We start from the raw sequence: 14,622 nt of genomic DNA on the forward strand, positions 1-14,622 counted from the left end.
GATCCGTCCGTCGTACTCGGGTCCGGCTCGGAGTTGCTCGGTACAACCCGCGAATGAACAGGGACCCTTGCGTCTGCGCGTCAGCCCGCTGCCAGGTCACCGCCGTCTGGCGTCCTGCGGAAGGGCGGGCGTCCACCGTCGCGGTACTGGGGTGCGAGGACGGCACGGTCCGGGCGCTCGACCTTCGCCACGGGATCCTCGGCGAGGCCTCAAGGGTCCACGACGGTCGAGTGACCGCGATCGTGCAGACCGACGACGACGGCGGGGTCGCGACCGCGGGTGTCGATGGAAGCTTGTGCGACGCGCCGCCTCCCGGCCACATGTCCGACGTCCGCGGGGTGGACACCGCCCGAGTAGACGGCCGCGATCTCGTGCTGACCGCGGGCAAGGACAACACACTGCGCCTCACCGCTCTCGACGACGGACGAGCCGTTGACCTGCTTGACCTCGAGGACGGAGAACCGTCCGCCGTCGCCTGGTGCGGAACCGTCGGCCAGCCCCAGGCGCTCGTCGCCCTCGGTGACGGACATGTCGACGTCCGCCCCCGACCTCGGCCTGGGCCCGGACGAACACGGTGCGACCCGGGAAGAAGATCCCCCGTTGGGGAGTCGTGCGCGAGCATGGGCGCGACCTCGCGGTGGGCGCATCGCCCGTCGGTGAGCTGCACAGCTTGGACGTCACCGATCCCGACCAGATCACGACGGAGACGTTCCCCGAGTTCGGCGAAGACTGGCTGATGGGCTTCGACGTGGCGCCCTACGCCGACCCGGAACTGAGGACCGTCGACTTCACCTACCGTCCACGACCGAAGCGCCACACACCATCCGACGCCACGGACGACACGACGGACCATGAGGTGCCAGGACGGACGGGGCTGGGCGCAGCCTCCGCAGCGCGTGGAGACAGACGCCCGCCAGGCACTCTCTCAACTGCGGGTATCGCTCGGCAGGAGGGAGTACATGAACATGTCTTTCGGCTCGTCGTCGACCGCTTCCCAGCGCCGCATCAGACCCTCGCGCACGAACCCGACACGTTCGGCGGTTCGCCAGGAGCACTCGTTCCACGGTTCGACGTAGAGCTCGAGCCGGTGGACGCCTGGATGGTCGACGCCCCAGGCGCTGATCAACCTGAGCGCCTCGGTCGCGGCGCCGGCACCTCGAAACCGTGCTGCGAGCCAGTAGCCGATCGTGGCGCCCCCGTCCGTGGCGATGCGGCCAGAAGCCGATCTGGCCGAGGGCACGGTCATCCGCGGCCCTCGCGATGCAGAACGAGTAGCCGAGATTGTCGCTCCGGCGTCGATGCTGGCGTTCGACATAGGCCAGTGCGTCCTCGGCGCTGCCCGCGGCAGGCACGGTCGTGATCAAGGGAATCAAGGGGTCCCTGCCGGCGTCCACCACCACAGGTACATCGCAGCGGTCGAACTCCCGCAACACGATCTTCCCGCTCTCGAGCCGCGGCATCGGTAAGAGCACACTCATCCCGCCGAGCATGGCGAACGGGCATCACGAAGACGATCGGGATCCCGGCTTTCCCAGCCCGGCCACGACGGGCACGAGGGCAGGAATTCGTCGAGCAGCACAGAGCTGGCGAACAATGCGGTGAGGGCCCAGCGCGTCTGTCGCGCTGGTGGAGGTCGGGCCGAAGAGCCCGCCGCTCCCTCGTGGCGATGCGGTTTCGGATGCAGTGCGGCCGTGGCTGTAGTGGGCTGAGGCGTCGAACCCGGGAACCGACCCTCCGCGGGGAACGACCGCCTACCGTGTCGATCACGCCACCTGCGCCCGAATGTGCTCGGGGAGGCTCGCGATCAGGTGCTCGCGGCCGCGGGCAGGGTCAGCGGGCCGGCCGCCGGCGTGGTGAGCGACGACGAACCCGACCAGGGTCTCGCGTCTTGCGTCGAAGACCTCGAGGACGTGGGGCAGGCAGTGACACCATCCGCCCTCGCCGTCGTGCTCATCTCCCGGCGCTCCGGGGACGACGTGGGCGGTGTTGTGTCGGGGGTCGAGCCTCACGGGCATCCTCGTGGTCGGTCGCGCAGGACGACGGATGCCCGTTCTCGAATTCGGTGTACCACGGCCTGGCTCAGCGACGCAGCCTGGCTCGGACCGACGCATTCGGGCGCGCCACCGACGGTACGGGCGCGTGCCCGTGCGAACCGCGCACGGCAGCGAGGTCCGCTTCGCGGGTGAGGCAGGCGCAGGTGCGGCCCAGCGCGCCCTCGACGCCGGACCACGACGAGAGCGATGTCGTCCTCGGGACCGCGTCTTGGTCGACGCCGCCGTGGAGTGCGGTGACGCGGCCGGTGTCGGTGCGCGCGATCTCGTAGCTGATACGAGCGCACCCTCCGCGGCGCGGGTCGGCTCAGCGCGCTGGCCTGGCTGCTTCGTCGATCACCTCGGTGGCGATCTCAGCCGGTGTCAGCGCCGCATCCTCAGCACGTCGCTGGATGGCGTTCACGGCCTCCTCGACGCTGGTGTCGAGCCTGGCCGCGAGCATGCCCTCGGCCTGGTGGAGCTCGTCGTCCTCGTGCCGGCTTGGGCCATCGAGATGCCGCCGGCGTCCGCCCCGGGGACGACGTCGCGCCGTCGCCACGATCTGGGTCAGGGTCGCGTCGAGGTCGCGGACGCTGCGCTTGCCGACCAACTGTTCGCTCGCTGCTCGCAAGGATGCCGCGAGTTCGTCGTGCACGGGCGCCTGTCCTCTCGCTCCTCGCCGACGACGATCGGCTACACGCGCCGACTCCCGCGATGTTCGACGAGCGAACGAGCGGGCCTGCTCCGGCTCGGTGTGCTGGCAGATCGCTGAGACACCGGGCCACTGGTCGACCGCACGCGGAGGTTGATGGTTTCGAGCCCATGTCCTTGCGCGGCGACCACGCCCCCAGCCGACGGAGCGAGCTAGACCGGCGCGAGTCGGAACCGCATCTCGACGGTAGTGCCGTCGTCGTGGTGGACCGTCGTGCTCGAGTCGGCGAGGAACCCGATCATCGAGCGGCCGCGGCCCCGGATCGTCTCGTGGGGGTCCGGTGGTTTCCAGCGCCCCTCGTCGGCCACGACCACCATCAGCTCGTCCGCCTCGCAGCGGGCCGTGACCTGCACTGGGCCGCCCTCGCCGTCGGGGTAAGCGTGCTCGGCGGCGTTCGCCATGGCTTCGTACGCGGCGAGTACGACGTCCTCCTGCCGTTCCTCCGGCAGCGGTGTCGCGGCCGCCCACCGCACGAGCTCCTTCCGCAGCTCGGCCAAACGGTCGGCCGTCGCCCAGAGCCGCAGGTGCAGTTCCTCGCCGCCCGTCGACCTCATCGGGTTTCCTCGACGGCGTGGTGCACGTAGACGAGGGCGATGTCGTCGTCGTGGGTGCCGCCGGTCAAGGTCTCGACGAGGCCGTCGCAGGCCTCGGAGGTGAGGGGGCGGGGTAGTCGTGCGAACTCCTCGAGCAGCCGATCGAGGCCCTCGGTGAGGTCGCGGCTGCCGCTCTCGACCAGCCCGTCGGTGTAGAGCAGCAGGTCATCGCCGGGCGGGAAGGTGGTCGTGCTCTCGGGGAACTCGCGCCCGACGCCGAGCGGTTGTGCCACCGCTTCGCCGAGCCGTTCGATCGTGCCGTCGGCGCGCCGCAGCAGCGCCGGCAGGTGCCCGGCGTTGGCGTAGGCCAGCCCCTCCCCCGCGGTGTGCACGGCGTAGAAGCAGGTGACGAAGGTCGGCTCAGCGAAGCCGTCGACCAGGGTCGCGACGTGCCGCAAGACCTCTGACGGGGCCAGCTCGAGCAGCGCGTACGAGCGGATCGCGGTGCGGACCTGGCCCATGACCGTGGCGGCCGGCACCCCGTGCCCGACGACGTCGCCGATGACGAAGGCCGTCGCGCCGGAGTCAAGGGGGATGACGTCGAACCAGTCACCGCCGATCTTCGGTCCCGTCGACGCGGGCAGGTAGCGGGTGACGAGGTCCAGGCCGGGCACCGGGGGCGCGTCGGGGAGCATGCTGCGCGAGAGCTCGCGGGTGAAGTTCCGCTCGCGCTCGTAGAGCCGGGCGTTGTCGAGCGCGATGGCGGAGTACCCGGCGATGCCCTCGGCCAGGTACTCGTGCCGGTCGGTGAACCGGCCGGGTTCGGGGTGGCCGAAGAAGAAGCCTCCGAGCACCTCACCGTTGCTGGGGCTGATCACCGACACCGCGAGGTAGCTGCGCACCGGCAGGTGTCCCGCCGGCATGCCGTGGTACGGCGCGTTGTGACCGAAGCGCCGGTCGACGGTGATGTCGTCGCTGCGGAGCGTGCCCTCCCCGTCGAAGGTGGGCGCGAACACCTGCGTGTTGCGCGGCATCGGGAACCGCGAGAACGCCTCGCGGGGCACGCCGGACAGCGTGTAGAGGGTGTAGGACTCGCCGAACTGGTTGACCAGGTTGTAGAAGAACGCGCCGAACGCCGCCCCGACGGCTGTGGTCGCGGCGTCGGTGGCGTCTTGCACGAGGTTGTCGAGGTCGAGGTGGGCGGTCAGGCGGCGGCCCACGCCCTGCAGGGCGTCGATCACCGCGGCCTCGATGCGCAGGGCGCCGACGGCACGGCGGAGCCCGCCGGTCGCCGCGGCCACGGCCTCGGCCGCGACCACGTGCGTCCGGCTCACCGCAGTGCGGGCCACCAAGGCGGTCGCACCGTCGCTGTCGAGGACGACGAGCGCGGCCGTGGCGTCCGGGTCCAGCGCGGCGAGCTGTGTGTCGTCGGGAACCAGGATTCCGACCCCGTCGGTGGACGGCAGGCCAGCGACCTGCTCCGCGGCGAGCGGCAGCCGCTCGACCGGCGCGGGGCGCCCGTCCGGAGCGGTGAACGTCGAGGCGAGCGCGGTCAGCAGGGCGTCGGCCTCTTGGCGGGGGCGGTCGCTGCTGGGCGGCGCGGAGGTCATGTCGGGCTCATCCCGCGGCGAGGGCGTCGGCCAGGGTGGAGTGGATCGCGAGCTCGTCGGTGAGCCGGGTCAGCTCGAGCGGGCGCAGGACCAGCCGTCCGCTCGCCACGACGTGGACCGAGCACGTCCCCCTCAGATCCCGGTTCGCGCGGACGAGCTCGGCCATGCCGACCGAGGCCAGGAAGGTCACCTCGGTCAGGTCGATGACCAGGAGCGCCGGCCGCAACCGCGCGGCCCGCTCGACGGTGCGCCGCAACTTGGGCGCGCCCGCGAGATCGAGCGGCCCGGTCACGGCGAGCACGACGCCCTCCGGCACCTCCACGAGCGCCACAGAACCCGCAGACTCCCCGTCGAGACCCGCAGGCTCGTCGTCGAACGGGCCCCCGCCGACCCGCTCGGGCTCAGTCATGACGCCATCCTCGCGTGCCCGGTCGAGTGCGTCAGCACCGGACGCGGATTCCAGCCCTGCCCTCGGAGACCGAGCCCCTGGGGTGCACGGCACGTATCCCCCTTCCGAGGGGGACGAGGTGCATGGCGACCCTCGGGCGTGATGAGGCGGTCCGCGCCCGGTTCGGCGTCCCGCCCGGCGAGCGCCTCCGGGCACTGGCCGGCCAGACCGGTGGGGTGCCCGTCCGCCTCACCGTCCTGCTCGACGGCCTCGACCGCCGGGGCCGGGTGCGGGTCGACGAGGTCGCGGAGCTGGTCGATCCCGCGGAGTCGGGCGCCGCGGCCGGCGCGCACCTCGGCCTGCTCGACACGGTCTGTCTCGAGCTGCTCCGCGTGCTCGCCGCCGGTGGCGGCACGGCCGCGCCGAGGACGCTCGCCGCCGTCCTCGACACGACGCCGGCTCCTGTGGACCCATGTGAACCGCGGGAGGTCCCCCGACGTGCACGGAGCGCAGTGCGCACTCGCTTGGGTCGTGGCGTACATCCGACCGCGCCGGCGACGGCTGACACGGCAGCTCCGAAGCAATGGCGTGCGACGGGCGAACTGATCGTCTGCGGCGCATTGTCGCGCAGTGACGCGTACCCCGAGTCCGACTGGTGGCGTGAAGCCGGCATCGCGCGCCTCGACGGTCCAGAGCGGCGCCGCTGGTGGGGACAACGGTCGGCCTACGGATGGACGACGGCCATCCCTGACGGAGCGGCGCTCGCGCTGAGCTGGGCGATGGGCTTCATCGACGACATGCCGCCGGTACTTCCACGCCACCTCGAGGACGGGTCCCGCGCGACGAGCACCCTCCGCCAGGAGTGCAGGACGATCATCGGAGAGGCGTTGGCCCGCCCGCGTTCCCAGGCGGCGTGAGCGATGCCCGCGAGCTCGGCGACGCCGCCGCGACACTGGCCCCCGATCCTCGCCCACCACGTCGAGGCGACCGCCGCGGCCATGCGTGCGATCGGGCTCGAGGACGAGGTCACGGGGAGCTGACGCAAAGCCGGCGGTCCAGGAGGTAGCGGGACCGTCGACCTCCGCCCAGCACCGCCCCGCCTACTCAGAGCTGACCCCCGGCCTGCTCATCCCAGTCCTGATTCGGTGAGCCAGCGGCGCGCGTCCGGCGCACCGAGATGCACGAGATGCATGGTGACATCCCTGAGCCGGGCTCGGTGCCGAGCGCTCGCGAGGATCTCGACTCCGATGGGTTCACAGGTCGGGACGTGCGAGAGATCGACGACGATCACGCTCAACCCGCGATCGAGCTCCGCCCCGAGGTGCTTCCCCAGCGCGGCGGCGCCGACTGACTCGAGCGGCCCCGCCACGGTGATGATGACTCCGTGCGCCGCATCGACCTGTCGGACCTCGATGTCGGCGTAGGCCCCTCGATCTCCCGAGCGAGCGTCCGACTCGCCCCTCGGTCCCGATCGCGCTCGCCGTGACGGCGTCCTGTCCAGGAGGAGCCCGGGACCCGGCGGTGGTGTGGGGTGTGGCCCGACGTGCTCGGGCTCGCCAGCGGTCATCTGTCTCCGCCCAGCGTGGTCTCGATGGGACTCGGCTGGGGGTTCAACCGCGACGTGCGAGCCTCCGGTACCCACCCGTTGACCCGGGTGCACGCCGCTCCGCGCGATAGGTCCGTTCGGCGGCGCGCGACACGACCGGCTGGCCCACGCTTCTCGTGCATTGCACACATGTTGGTCGTGAGCGATAACGAGTCCGAGCGCGGCGCCGATCCTGCGGCGGAGTTCGTCGGGGTGACCGACGCGTGGTCGCTGCGCCGCCGGGTCGCACGGCGTGGTTCACGGCGTCGCTCTCACCACCGGCGCACCACCTTGTGTTCCGGTCCGACGGGGGCGCGCATGGATCACCCGACAGCATCGCTGTACGACGGAGGCGACGGAGGCGACGACGAGCGACACGCGCGCTCGCCGGCACTCGGCGATCACCTGGTGTGGAACCAGGAGCTGATCTGTCCGGGTGACCCGTGTCGCGGTCGCCTCCGGTCGTTCCCGCCGGGGATCCTCGTCGACGGAGGCCGAGGCGAGCGTCGCTCCTGCCCGGCCTGCGGGGCCGGCGTCACGGCGCCGGCGTTCTACGTCGGGGAATCGGCTCGCGCCCGGTGGGCGCACCGGGAGTCGGAGAACGGGCGCCGCGAGTCGCGGCACCCTCGCTTCGGTGACGGGGATGGCTGATGAGGCGCGCTCTGACCGCCTCCGTGGACTTCGTCCCGCATGCGCTGGGCGGACGGTCACGGTGAGCGAGGCCGTCACCGGGGTCGGGTGGTCACGGTCACCGGACCTGTGGACCGCGAGCTGATCCGTTGGTTCCGTGAGCAATCGAAGCCCTGGCGCGGTGGAGCCCTCGACCGGTCGTGTCGGATCCGCGTGCAGTGGACGCCTGGTCAGCGATCGATCACACCGAGACGGTCGTGTACCCGACCTTGAGTGCCGCGCTGGAGCCGCGAGCCTGACCCGCGTCGATGTGCGAGTCGGATCGCGATGGGTCCCGACAAGCTGCGTCTCGGCTCGGCGTGGAGCCCCGCGCGGTGATTGAAACGCATCGTGACCACTCGCCCTACCATCGCGTCGTGGCATCTGCGGAGCTCCTGGCGCTCGACGCGGCGATGATGCGACTGCGTCGGGTGTGGGCCGTGCCTCCGGCCCGGTCACCCAAGGTGCCCGACGGGATGGGTCACGTCGACCTGTCCACCGTCCTCGTCGTGGAGGCCTGCGCCCGTGGGAGTGAGGAAGCCACGACGACCGTCGCGGACGTCGCCACGTTCGCCGGCGTCGCCCCGAGCACGGCGAGCCGGTTCGTGACCAGGGCCGTCGAGGCCGGGATGGTGACGCGCGAGCAGCAAGCCACCGACGGTCGGCGCGCGGCTGTCGGGCTCACCGACGCCGGCCGAGCGCTCCACGGGCGTGGCCTGGCCGTCCGCCTCGAGCGGCTGCGATCCACCCTCGAGGGCTGGACCGACGCCGAGGTCCTGGTGTTCGTCGACCTGCTCGGCCGCTTCGCGGAGGCGGCCGTGGACCCGGCCCGAGGGGCGCCTCTCGTGCCGTCGTACGACGACGGTGACGACGCCTAGGGGCGCGCTGCGCGTCGACCACGATCAGTGTACGGTACATAGACCTTGGTCGGCAGCGAGGCGCACCGGCATGTCCCCAGCGATATCGCGGACTTCGCCCGTGACTACGTCGCGGAGTGGCGGCCGGTCTGATCCAGCAGTGAGCGCTCGATGGCGTCGACCGCCTCGTGCTGTTCGAGGACCAGCCGGGCCAGGCCGGGCTCCGCTGAGGTGACGAGCGCGAGCAGGACGTCCACGTCGTCGGGCGTCGCCGCGCCGGCCGCGGTCGAGGGCTGACCGATGCCGACCCGTCGACCCTCGGCGAGGACCACCGCCCGGCCCAGGATCACCCGAGCGCGATCACCGGGCACGACCCCGTCGAGGGGCAGCGGCTTCGACGGCGCCGAATCGGGGCCCGCGATCGCCGCCAAGGCGCGCCGGACGACCCCGAGGACGAGGCCCGCGGACGTCAGCGCCTCGCGGGCGGGACCGGCCGGGCCGTCGGCCAGGGCCAGCAGCAGGTGCTCCGTCCCCGCCCGCTCACGGCCCTGGGCTCCCGCGAGGCCGGCCGCGCGGACCCACCCCGGCCAGGCGCACGCGTCCTTGCCTCGGTGGCGCATGCCCAGGGCTCGACCCTCTCCCGCCTTGCCAGGAACGACGGACTGGGGCACGAGGGCGAGGCGTCCGACGAGAAGGCGCAGGGGCACCACGTGCACGATCGTGTGCACCCTACATGCCGTCCTGAAGCGCTGACCGCGGTCGTCGTCGAGGGCTTCGATCGGGTGCGTCGGCAGCTCCTCCACCGACAGCGCGGCGTGTCAGACCCCCAGCCGTCACGTTCTTCCCGAGGACGGAGGCTCTGTCCTAGTGTCCGATCGCGTCGGAGGGGGAGACCGCATGCCCGGGCTGCTTCGTGCTCGCGGCCGCATCGTGGGGCGGGACGACGAGCGAGCCCAGCTGCTCTCCCTGGTCAGTGGGTTGTCGCGCGGCATCGGAGGCGCCGGGCTCGTCGTCGGGTCGGCCGGCGTGGGCAAGTCGCGCCTGGTGAACGACGTGGTCGCGCGGGCCGGCGACGTCACCGTGCTGCGTGTCCAGTCCGCGGAGGATGCGGTCGAGGTGCCGTTCTCCGGACTCGTCGGCGCGCTGACCCTCGTACGACGCTCGCCGGGGTGGCCGGCCCTGGTCGAGGGGTTGCCGCGCCTGCACGCACTGTGGCCCGGGGACGTCGCGCCGCCGTCGGCGGTGGCCGATCCGGAGCTGGAGCGGGCGGCTCTCGTCTACGCCCTGGTGGATCTGATCCGCCGCCTCGCCGATCGCGAACCGGTGCTCCTGGTCGTCGACGACGCCCAGTGGGTGGACCGCGCGACGCTCGAGGTCCTGCGGCACCTGGCTCCGGCCGCCGAGGACCATCCCGTCGCGGTCCTCGCCACTCGGCGCACCGATCTGGTGGGGAACGGTGACGATGGGCCCACGCCCGGCTCCGTCACCGGTTGGCTCGACGCCTGGCCTCGATCGCGACGGCTGGAGTTGACCCGCCTGTCTGACGAGCAGACCAACACCATGCTGCACGACCTGATCGACGATCACCCGCCCGCGGACCTCGTGCGCCTCGTTCGCGACCACGCGGCCGGCGTGCCTCTGTACGTGCGGGCGTTGGTCCTGGCGCTGATCGAGACCGACGGTCTGCACCACGACGGTCGGGCGTGGGTCCTGACGAGGGACCCCTCCGCGGAAACGCCCGCGACCGTGCGCCTCCTCGTGCTCGACCGCCTGGCTCTGCGGGACGAAGCCGACCGCGTCGTGCTACGGACCCTCTCCCTGGGTGTTTCGGGCGTGCCGTACGACGTGCTCGCCCACGCGCTCGACCTCTCGCCGGAGGATCTGCTCGCCGCCCTGGCCCGGCTCACGGCAGCCGGGCTGGTCGACGAAGAGGCCGACGACGAGGTCGTCTACCGGGTGGAGCATCCGCTGGTGCGCCGCGCGGTCGCCGACGATCTCGGCGTCCTCGTGCGCCGGCGCCTGCACGCCCGGCTCTTCCAGGGCTTCGTCGACCTGCACCCGGAAGCCGTCCACGACCAGGCGTCCCACGCGGTCGCCGCCGGCACGGAGGTCGATCCCTCCCGAGCGCTGTCCGTGGTCCTGGACGTGTTGCGCTCGACGGCGGCGCTCGACGACGTCGTCGAACTCGCCCTCGCGGCGCGTCGCCTCGCGCAACGCTCCCGGGCCCACATCGGCGAACTCGTCGAAGCCCTCGAGCTCCTCGGCCAGGCCCTCGAGTACCGCGGTGAGCGCTTCCGCGCCGGCGCGGCCTGGGACGAGGCGCTCCGGCACGCAGAGGGGATCGCGCCGAGCACAGCGGCGCGCCTGCACCGGCGACGGGCCCTGCTGGCCTGGGATCGCCTCGACGTCGACACGGCCCGCGACCACCTGCAACGAGCGCTGGCCGTCGCTGCGGACGACGGCCCGGAACGTGCCGCCGCCCTGCACACGCGGCTGATGTTCGCAGATCCAGGGGCGAGTCCGGCGACGGTGGCGGACGACGTCGCGGAGCTCCGTCGTCTGCGGGGTGACCCGCAGCGCGACCCGGTCGAGGGCCTCCTGGGGCAGTGCTGGTCTGAGCTCAACGGCGGCCGCTTCCACACGGCGCGTCTGGCCGCGGAGTCCGTGCTGTCCTCGCGCACTGCTCGGGACGATTCCGCGATCGCCCGTCGGGCTCACCTGGAGACCACGCTGGCCTGCTGGATGCTGGGCGACCACCGTGGACTCCTGGCCCACGCGCAGCAGGCGACGGCGGACGATCGCGTCACGGATCCGGCGCTGCGAGCCCAGGCGGAGTTCCGGGTCGGCATCGCGGAGATCATGGCGGGCGACATCGAGCACGCCACCGAACGGCTCCGACCGGCGGTCGCCGCGGCCGAGCACGCGGGCTCCGGCCGGATCCTCGTGGCCTGCGCGGGGGTGCTCTCCGCGGGCCTCAGCCTCGCGGGAGATACCGCAGCGGCGAGAAAGGAACTGCACCGCGCTCAGAGGCTCGCCCGGGACGTCCCAGGCTCTCGAGCCATGCTCCTCGTCGACTGGGCCGCAGCCATCCTCGCGGTCGACGGCGACCGGGCCGGGCGGAGTGAGGACTCCGTCCAGGCCGAGGAGGTCGTTCCGCGGGGCTGGGAGCATTTCCCGCCGTTCGCGGTACTGGCCGTTCGCCACGCTCACCGTCGCGGCGACAGAACGGCGCTGCGCCGGCTGGAAGGCACGGTCGGGGCCAGTGACGGTCCCTACGCGGCCGGGGTGGCGCGCCTCGCGGCCGGGCTCGTGGCGGATCTGGACGGCGCGCCGGAGTCCGTCGCGATCACGAAAGAGGCAGCCGCCGGGTTCGAGGCCCTGGAGCTGCCCCGGGAGACCGCCATTGCTCGGTTCCACGCCGGCGACGTCGAGTCGCTCTTCGCCGCCTGGGAGGGCTTCCGGCGTCTGGGCGACCGCTGGTGGGCAGCACGGTGCCGGTCGGCGCTTCGGGCCCTGGGAGTTCCCGCAGCACGACTGCGGACACCCGGGCGAACCGGCGACGCGCTCAGCCCGCGGGATCTGGAGGTCGCTCGACTGGTGGCCGCCGGGCACACGAACGCCGCCGTGGCCCGAGAGTTGACGGTCAGTGTCCGCACGGTGACGTCCCACCTCGAGCACATCTACCGCCGGCTGGGCCTGCCGTCCCGCACCGCGCTCGCCTCCTGGCTCCACGACCACGACGACGATCCGTGAGACACCGCGCTCCGGCACATGTCGGTAGATCTACCGATGCCGACCGGCGGGGCAGGTGCCCACGATCCACGTCACTCCCGTCGAGCCCGAGGAGGCGACGTTGGCCGAAGCCGAGCCGACCGTGCCGGAGGGCTTCTGGCAACGCGACGTCGCCCATTGCCCCCGGCCGCTGAGCACCTTGATGGCGACGGCCGTGCTGCCGCTGGTCGGAGAGGCGTCCCGGTGGTGGTTCGCCGGAGTCGGCGCCCTCCCCGAGCGACTCGACTGGCGCGAGATCGGTGGATGGACCTACCTCCGCCGCGTCGACGCGGCCGGTACCGCCGCCCGCGCCGCCGCCGCCGTCACACGCGGGGACGAGGTCCTCGCCGAGGACCTGGCGGGCGCAGGCCTTCGGTCATGGCGGCAGGCCTGGCGTCCTGCGCTCGAGGCCCGGAGCCGGGCGTTGCGGGCGATCGACCGCACGCGCCTCCCCGACGACGCCCTCGCCGAGCACCTCGCGGCAACCGTGACCCACCAGAGCCGCGCACTCGAGGTCCACTTCCAGGTCCACGCAGTGATCACGGCAGCCCTCGCGGAGCTGCGGCACACCGCCCGCGAGGTGCTCGGCGACGACAACGACGTGATCCGCCTCCTCGGGGGCAGCGCGCCGGCACTCCTCGAGGTCCCTGCCGCACTCGATCACCTCGTTCGACTCGCCGGTCGCGAGCCGGTCCGGGCCCTCCTCGACCAGAGGCTGGGGGCGGACGTCGAGCCACCGGCAGGAGATCCGCCCGCTCGGGCCGATCTCGTCGAGAACCCCGACGTCACGGCCTTCCTCACGGCGCTCGACGCGTATCTCGAGCGCTACGGACACCGCACTCCGGGCTACGAACTCATACACCCCACCGCTGCGGAGGCACCCACGACGGTGCTGCGGGCGGTGCACGCACGCCTCGACGCCGGGTCGCCGACGGCGGTGCCGGTCCCGTCATCACGGGTGCTCGTGAGTCAGGAGGGGCCGGCTCCGGTCCCCGACGCCGTGGACGGGCCGGCGCGGGTGCGGCTCCAGCGAGCCCGGGCGCGGGCCGCCGCTGCCTATCCCCTGCGCGAGGAGTCGGGTCCCGTCACGTGGACCGAGCCACTCGCCCTCATCCGGTACGCCGCGCTGGAGGTCGGGCGACGGGCCCGTTCCCGGGGCACGCTCGACAGCATCGAAGACGTGTTCTGGCTCGACCACGACGAGATCCGCGCGCTGGCTTCGGGGATGACGGTGGACCGTCGCGTCCCGGCCACACGCCGGCACGACGCCACCCTGGCCGAGCACTCCACCCCGCCCCCGCTCCTCGGCCAGAACCCGGGCCCGCCCCGGATCGACGACCTCCCGAACCCGGCCCGCTGGCTCAACGAGGGGATGGTCTGGCTCGTCGGGCGGATGCTCGAGCCCTCACGACTGGCGGCGCGAGCCGTGGTCGACCGCGACGTCGACGGCGTGGCAGCGGCCCGCGGCCGCGCCACGGGGACCGTTCGCGTCGTCCGTCACGACCGGGACCTCGAAGAACTGCGACCAGGCGACGTCCTGGTGTGCCCGACGTTCGCCTCCGCGTGGACCGTCGTCCTCTCCACCGTCGGCGCGCTCGTCACGGACAGCGGCGGCGTCCTGTCGCACTCGGCGATCATGGCCCGCGAGTTCGGCGTGCCCGCCGTCGTCGCCACCGGCGACGCCAGCCGGGTGTTGATCGACGGCCAACTGGTGGAGGTCGACGGCGACGCCGGGCTCGTGAGGGTCACGGGATCGATGGCTGCGCCGTGATGAGCGACGCCAGCAGCCGGGAGGAGTCGACGATCTCCTCGTGGCTGGTCACCCGGCCGTCCCGCACGCTCCAGACCTGGGCGAACCTGGCCTCGACCGAGCGCCCGGTGGACGCCGCCCGCCCTCGGTACGTGCCGACGACCAGTCCCTGGTGAGCGGCGCTCGCGATCACGTCGACATCGACCTCCCACGCCGGCCAGGTCTCGGCCATGCGGCGCAGGAGCACGCTCACCTCGTCCGGCCCCCGATAGCTTCCCGCGTACGGGCTGCCGACGGCGGCGCGCCAGAGCACGTCGGGGTCGAGGTGCTCATGCAGGGCCTCCTCGTCCCGGTCGGCCCAGGCGCGACAGGCCGCACGGACGACGTCTGTGGTCGCAGCATCAGTGGTGAAGGGTGCGTCGACCGCGATGGACGCGGTGGGCAGGGACATCGGGACTCCTGGGTGGAACGGCGGCTGATGCCCGTGACCGTTCTCCCCTGCGGCAGCTGCGACATCGGAACAATTGCCGATGCCACACCCAGGGACCGCGCCGGCCGCTGAGGTGGCCGCCTGCGTCACCCACCAGTGGTCATCGCGTGACGGCCGATGATCGACACAACGACGAGCGTCCCCCCGGACGTGCCCCCATCGACGTGACCCACGAGCTGAACGACGTACAGCCGCCTCGATCGAACCGTGCCCTGGCGCTTCAGCCG

Annotated in this window: 13 protein-coding genes; 4 read left to right on the forward strand and 9 right to left on the reverse strand. The window is 72.5% G+C overall.

Annotated features, from left to right (window positions below; genetic code table 11):
* Positions 1-209: 209 nt before the first annotated feature.
* From ACQPX6_RS16870 to ACQPX6_RS16895, 6 genes are all read right to left on the reverse strand, one after another.
* The gene (locus tag ACQPX6_RS16870; protein ID WP_433781415.1) at positions 210-530 is read right to left on the reverse strand and encodes a hypothetical protein; all 321 of its coding nucleotides are present in this window, start codon (positions 528-530) and stop codon (positions 210-212) included.
* Between the two features lie 395 nt (positions 531-925).
* Positions 926-1,246: a GNAT family N-acetyltransferase gene (locus ACQPX6_RS16875; protein ID WP_433781417.1), complete on the reverse strand. Its 321-nt coding sequence runs from the start codon at positions 1,244-1,246 to the stop codon at positions 926-928.
* Positions 1,247-2,358: 1,112 nt separating this feature from the next.
* Positions 2,359-2,685, reverse strand: coding sequence for an ANTAR domain-containing protein (locus ACQPX6_RS16880; RefSeq protein ID WP_433781418.1), 327 nt, complete (start codon positions 2,683-2,685; stop codon positions 2,359-2,361).
* A 209-nt stretch (positions 2,686-2,894) separates the two neighbouring features.
* Complete coding sequence (locus tag ACQPX6_RS16885) at positions 2,895-3,296, reverse strand: ATP-binding protein (protein WP_433781419.1); 402 nt, start codon at positions 3,294-3,296, stop codon at positions 2,895-2,897.
* Complete coding sequence (locus tag ACQPX6_RS16890; RefSeq protein ID WP_433781420.1) at positions 3,293-4,885, reverse strand: PP2C family protein-serine/threonine phosphatase; 1,593 nt, start codon at positions 4,883-4,885, stop codon at positions 3,293-3,295. Before ACQPX6_RS16890 ends, ACQPX6_RS16885 begins: the two co-directional genes overlap by 4 nt.
* A 7-nt stretch (positions 4,886-4,892) precedes the next feature.
* Positions 4,893-5,294 carry an STAS domain-containing protein gene (locus ACQPX6_RS16895; protein ID WP_433781422.1) on the reverse strand — a complete coding sequence of 134 codons (402 nt, stop codon included), beginning with the start codon at positions 5,292-5,294 and terminating at the stop codon, positions 4,893-4,895.
* Positions 5,295-5,416: 122 nt separating this feature from the next.
* Here ACQPX6_RS16895 and ACQPX6_RS16900 point away from each other — a divergent pair, with 122 nt between their 5' ends.
* The gene (locus tag ACQPX6_RS16900; protein WP_433781423.1) at positions 5,417-6,190 is read left to right on the forward strand and encodes a hypothetical protein; all 774 of its coding nucleotides are present in this window, start codon (positions 5,417-5,419) and stop codon (positions 6,188-6,190) included.
* 209 nt (positions 6,191-6,399) lie between these two features.
* On the opposite strand, the gene ACQPX6_RS16905 is transcribed toward ACQPX6_RS16900, so the two are convergent.
* Positions 6,400-6,840 carry an STAS domain-containing protein gene (locus ACQPX6_RS16905; RefSeq protein ID WP_433781424.1) on the reverse strand — a complete coding sequence of 147 codons (441 nt, stop codon included), beginning with the start codon at positions 6,838-6,840 and terminating at the stop codon, positions 6,400-6,402.
* A 1,064-nt stretch (positions 6,841-7,904) separates the two neighbouring features.
* Between ACQPX6_RS16905 and ACQPX6_RS16910 the strand changes: the two genes are divergently transcribed.
* Complete coding sequence (locus ACQPX6_RS16910) at positions 7,905-8,405, forward strand: MarR family winged helix-turn-helix transcriptional regulator (protein WP_433781425.1); 501 nt, start codon at positions 7,905-7,907, stop codon at positions 8,403-8,405.
* 104 nt (positions 8,406-8,509) lie between these two features.
* Here the strand turns inward: ACQPX6_RS16910 and ACQPX6_RS16915 are convergent, their stop codons facing one another.
* Complete coding sequence (locus ACQPX6_RS16915) at positions 8,510-9,004, reverse strand: Clp protease N-terminal domain-containing protein (RefSeq protein WP_433781427.1); 495 nt, start codon at positions 9,002-9,004, stop codon at positions 8,510-8,512.
* Between the two features lie 277 nt (positions 9,005-9,281).
* Here ACQPX6_RS16915 and ACQPX6_RS16920 point away from each other — a divergent pair, with 277 nt between their 5' ends.
* Both ACQPX6_RS16920 and ACQPX6_RS16925 read left to right on the forward strand, forming a co-directional pair.
* Complete coding sequence (locus ACQPX6_RS16920; RefSeq protein WP_433781428.1) at positions 9,282-12,137, forward strand: ATP-binding protein; 2,856 nt, start codon at positions 9,282-9,284, stop codon at positions 12,135-12,137.
* A gap of 100 nt (positions 12,138-12,237) precedes the next feature.
* The gene (locus ACQPX6_RS16925) at positions 12,238-13,926 is read left to right on the forward strand and encodes a PEP-utilizing enzyme (RefSeq protein ID WP_433781429.1); all 1,689 of its coding nucleotides are present in this window, start codon (positions 12,238-12,240) and stop codon (positions 13,924-13,926) included.
* Here the strand turns inward: ACQPX6_RS16925 and ACQPX6_RS16930 are convergent.
* Complete coding sequence (locus ACQPX6_RS16930) at positions 13,901-14,356, reverse strand: nuclear transport factor 2 family protein (protein ID WP_433781431.1); 456 nt, start codon at positions 14,354-14,356, stop codon at positions 13,901-13,903. The two genes, ACQPX6_RS16925 and ACQPX6_RS16930, sit on opposite strands and share 26 nt — an antisense overlap.
* Positions 14,357-14,622 lie beyond the last annotated feature (266 nt).

Source organism: Actinomycetospora sp. CA-101289, from assembly GCF_050955895.1.
Taxonomy (GTDB): domain Bacteria; phylum Actinomycetota; class Actinomycetes; order Mycobacteriales; family Pseudonocardiaceae; genus Actinomycetospora.

Excerpts from the sequence above, each read along its gene's own strand:
- ACQPX6_RS16870 (WP_433781415.1), bottom strand. The coding sequence starts at position 530 with ATGTCCGTCACCGAGGGCGACGAGCGCCTGGGGCTGGCCGACGGTTCC.
- ACQPX6_RS16875 (WP_433781417.1), bottom strand. The coding sequence starts at position 1,246 with ATGACCGTGCCCTCGGCCAGATCGGCTTCTGGCCGCATCGCCACGGAC.
- ACQPX6_RS16885 (WP_433781419.1), bottom strand. The coding sequence starts at position 3,296 with ATGAGGTCGACGGGCGGCGAGGAACTGCACCTGCGGCTCTGGGCGACG.
- ACQPX6_RS16890 (WP_433781420.1), bottom strand. The coding sequence starts at position 4,885 with ATGACCTCCGCGCCGCCCAGCAGCGACCGCCCCCGCCAAGAGGCCGAC.
- ACQPX6_RS16895 (WP_433781422.1), bottom strand. The coding sequence starts at position 5,294 with ATGACTGAGCCCGAGCGGGTCGGCGGGGGCCCGTTCGACGACGAGCCT.
- ACQPX6_RS16900 (WP_433781423.1), top strand. The coding sequence starts at position 5,417 with ATGGCGACCCTCGGGCGTGATGAGGCGGTCCGCGCCCGGTTCGGCGTC.
- ACQPX6_RS16905 (WP_433781424.1), bottom strand. The coding sequence starts at position 6,840 with ATGACCGCTGGCGAGCCCGAGCACGTCGGGCCACACCCCACACCACCG.
- ACQPX6_RS16915 (WP_433781427.1), bottom strand. The coding sequence starts at position 9,004 with ATGCGCCACCGAGGCAAGGACGCGTGCGCCTGGCCGGGGTGGGTCCGC.
- ACQPX6_RS16920 (WP_433781428.1), top strand. The coding sequence starts at position 9,282 with ATGCCCGGGCTGCTTCGTGCTCGCGGCCGCATCGTGGGGCGGGACGAC.
- ACQPX6_RS16930 (WP_433781431.1), bottom strand. The coding sequence starts at position 14,356 with ATGTCCCTGCCCACCGCGTCCATCGCGGTCGACGCACCCTTCACCACT.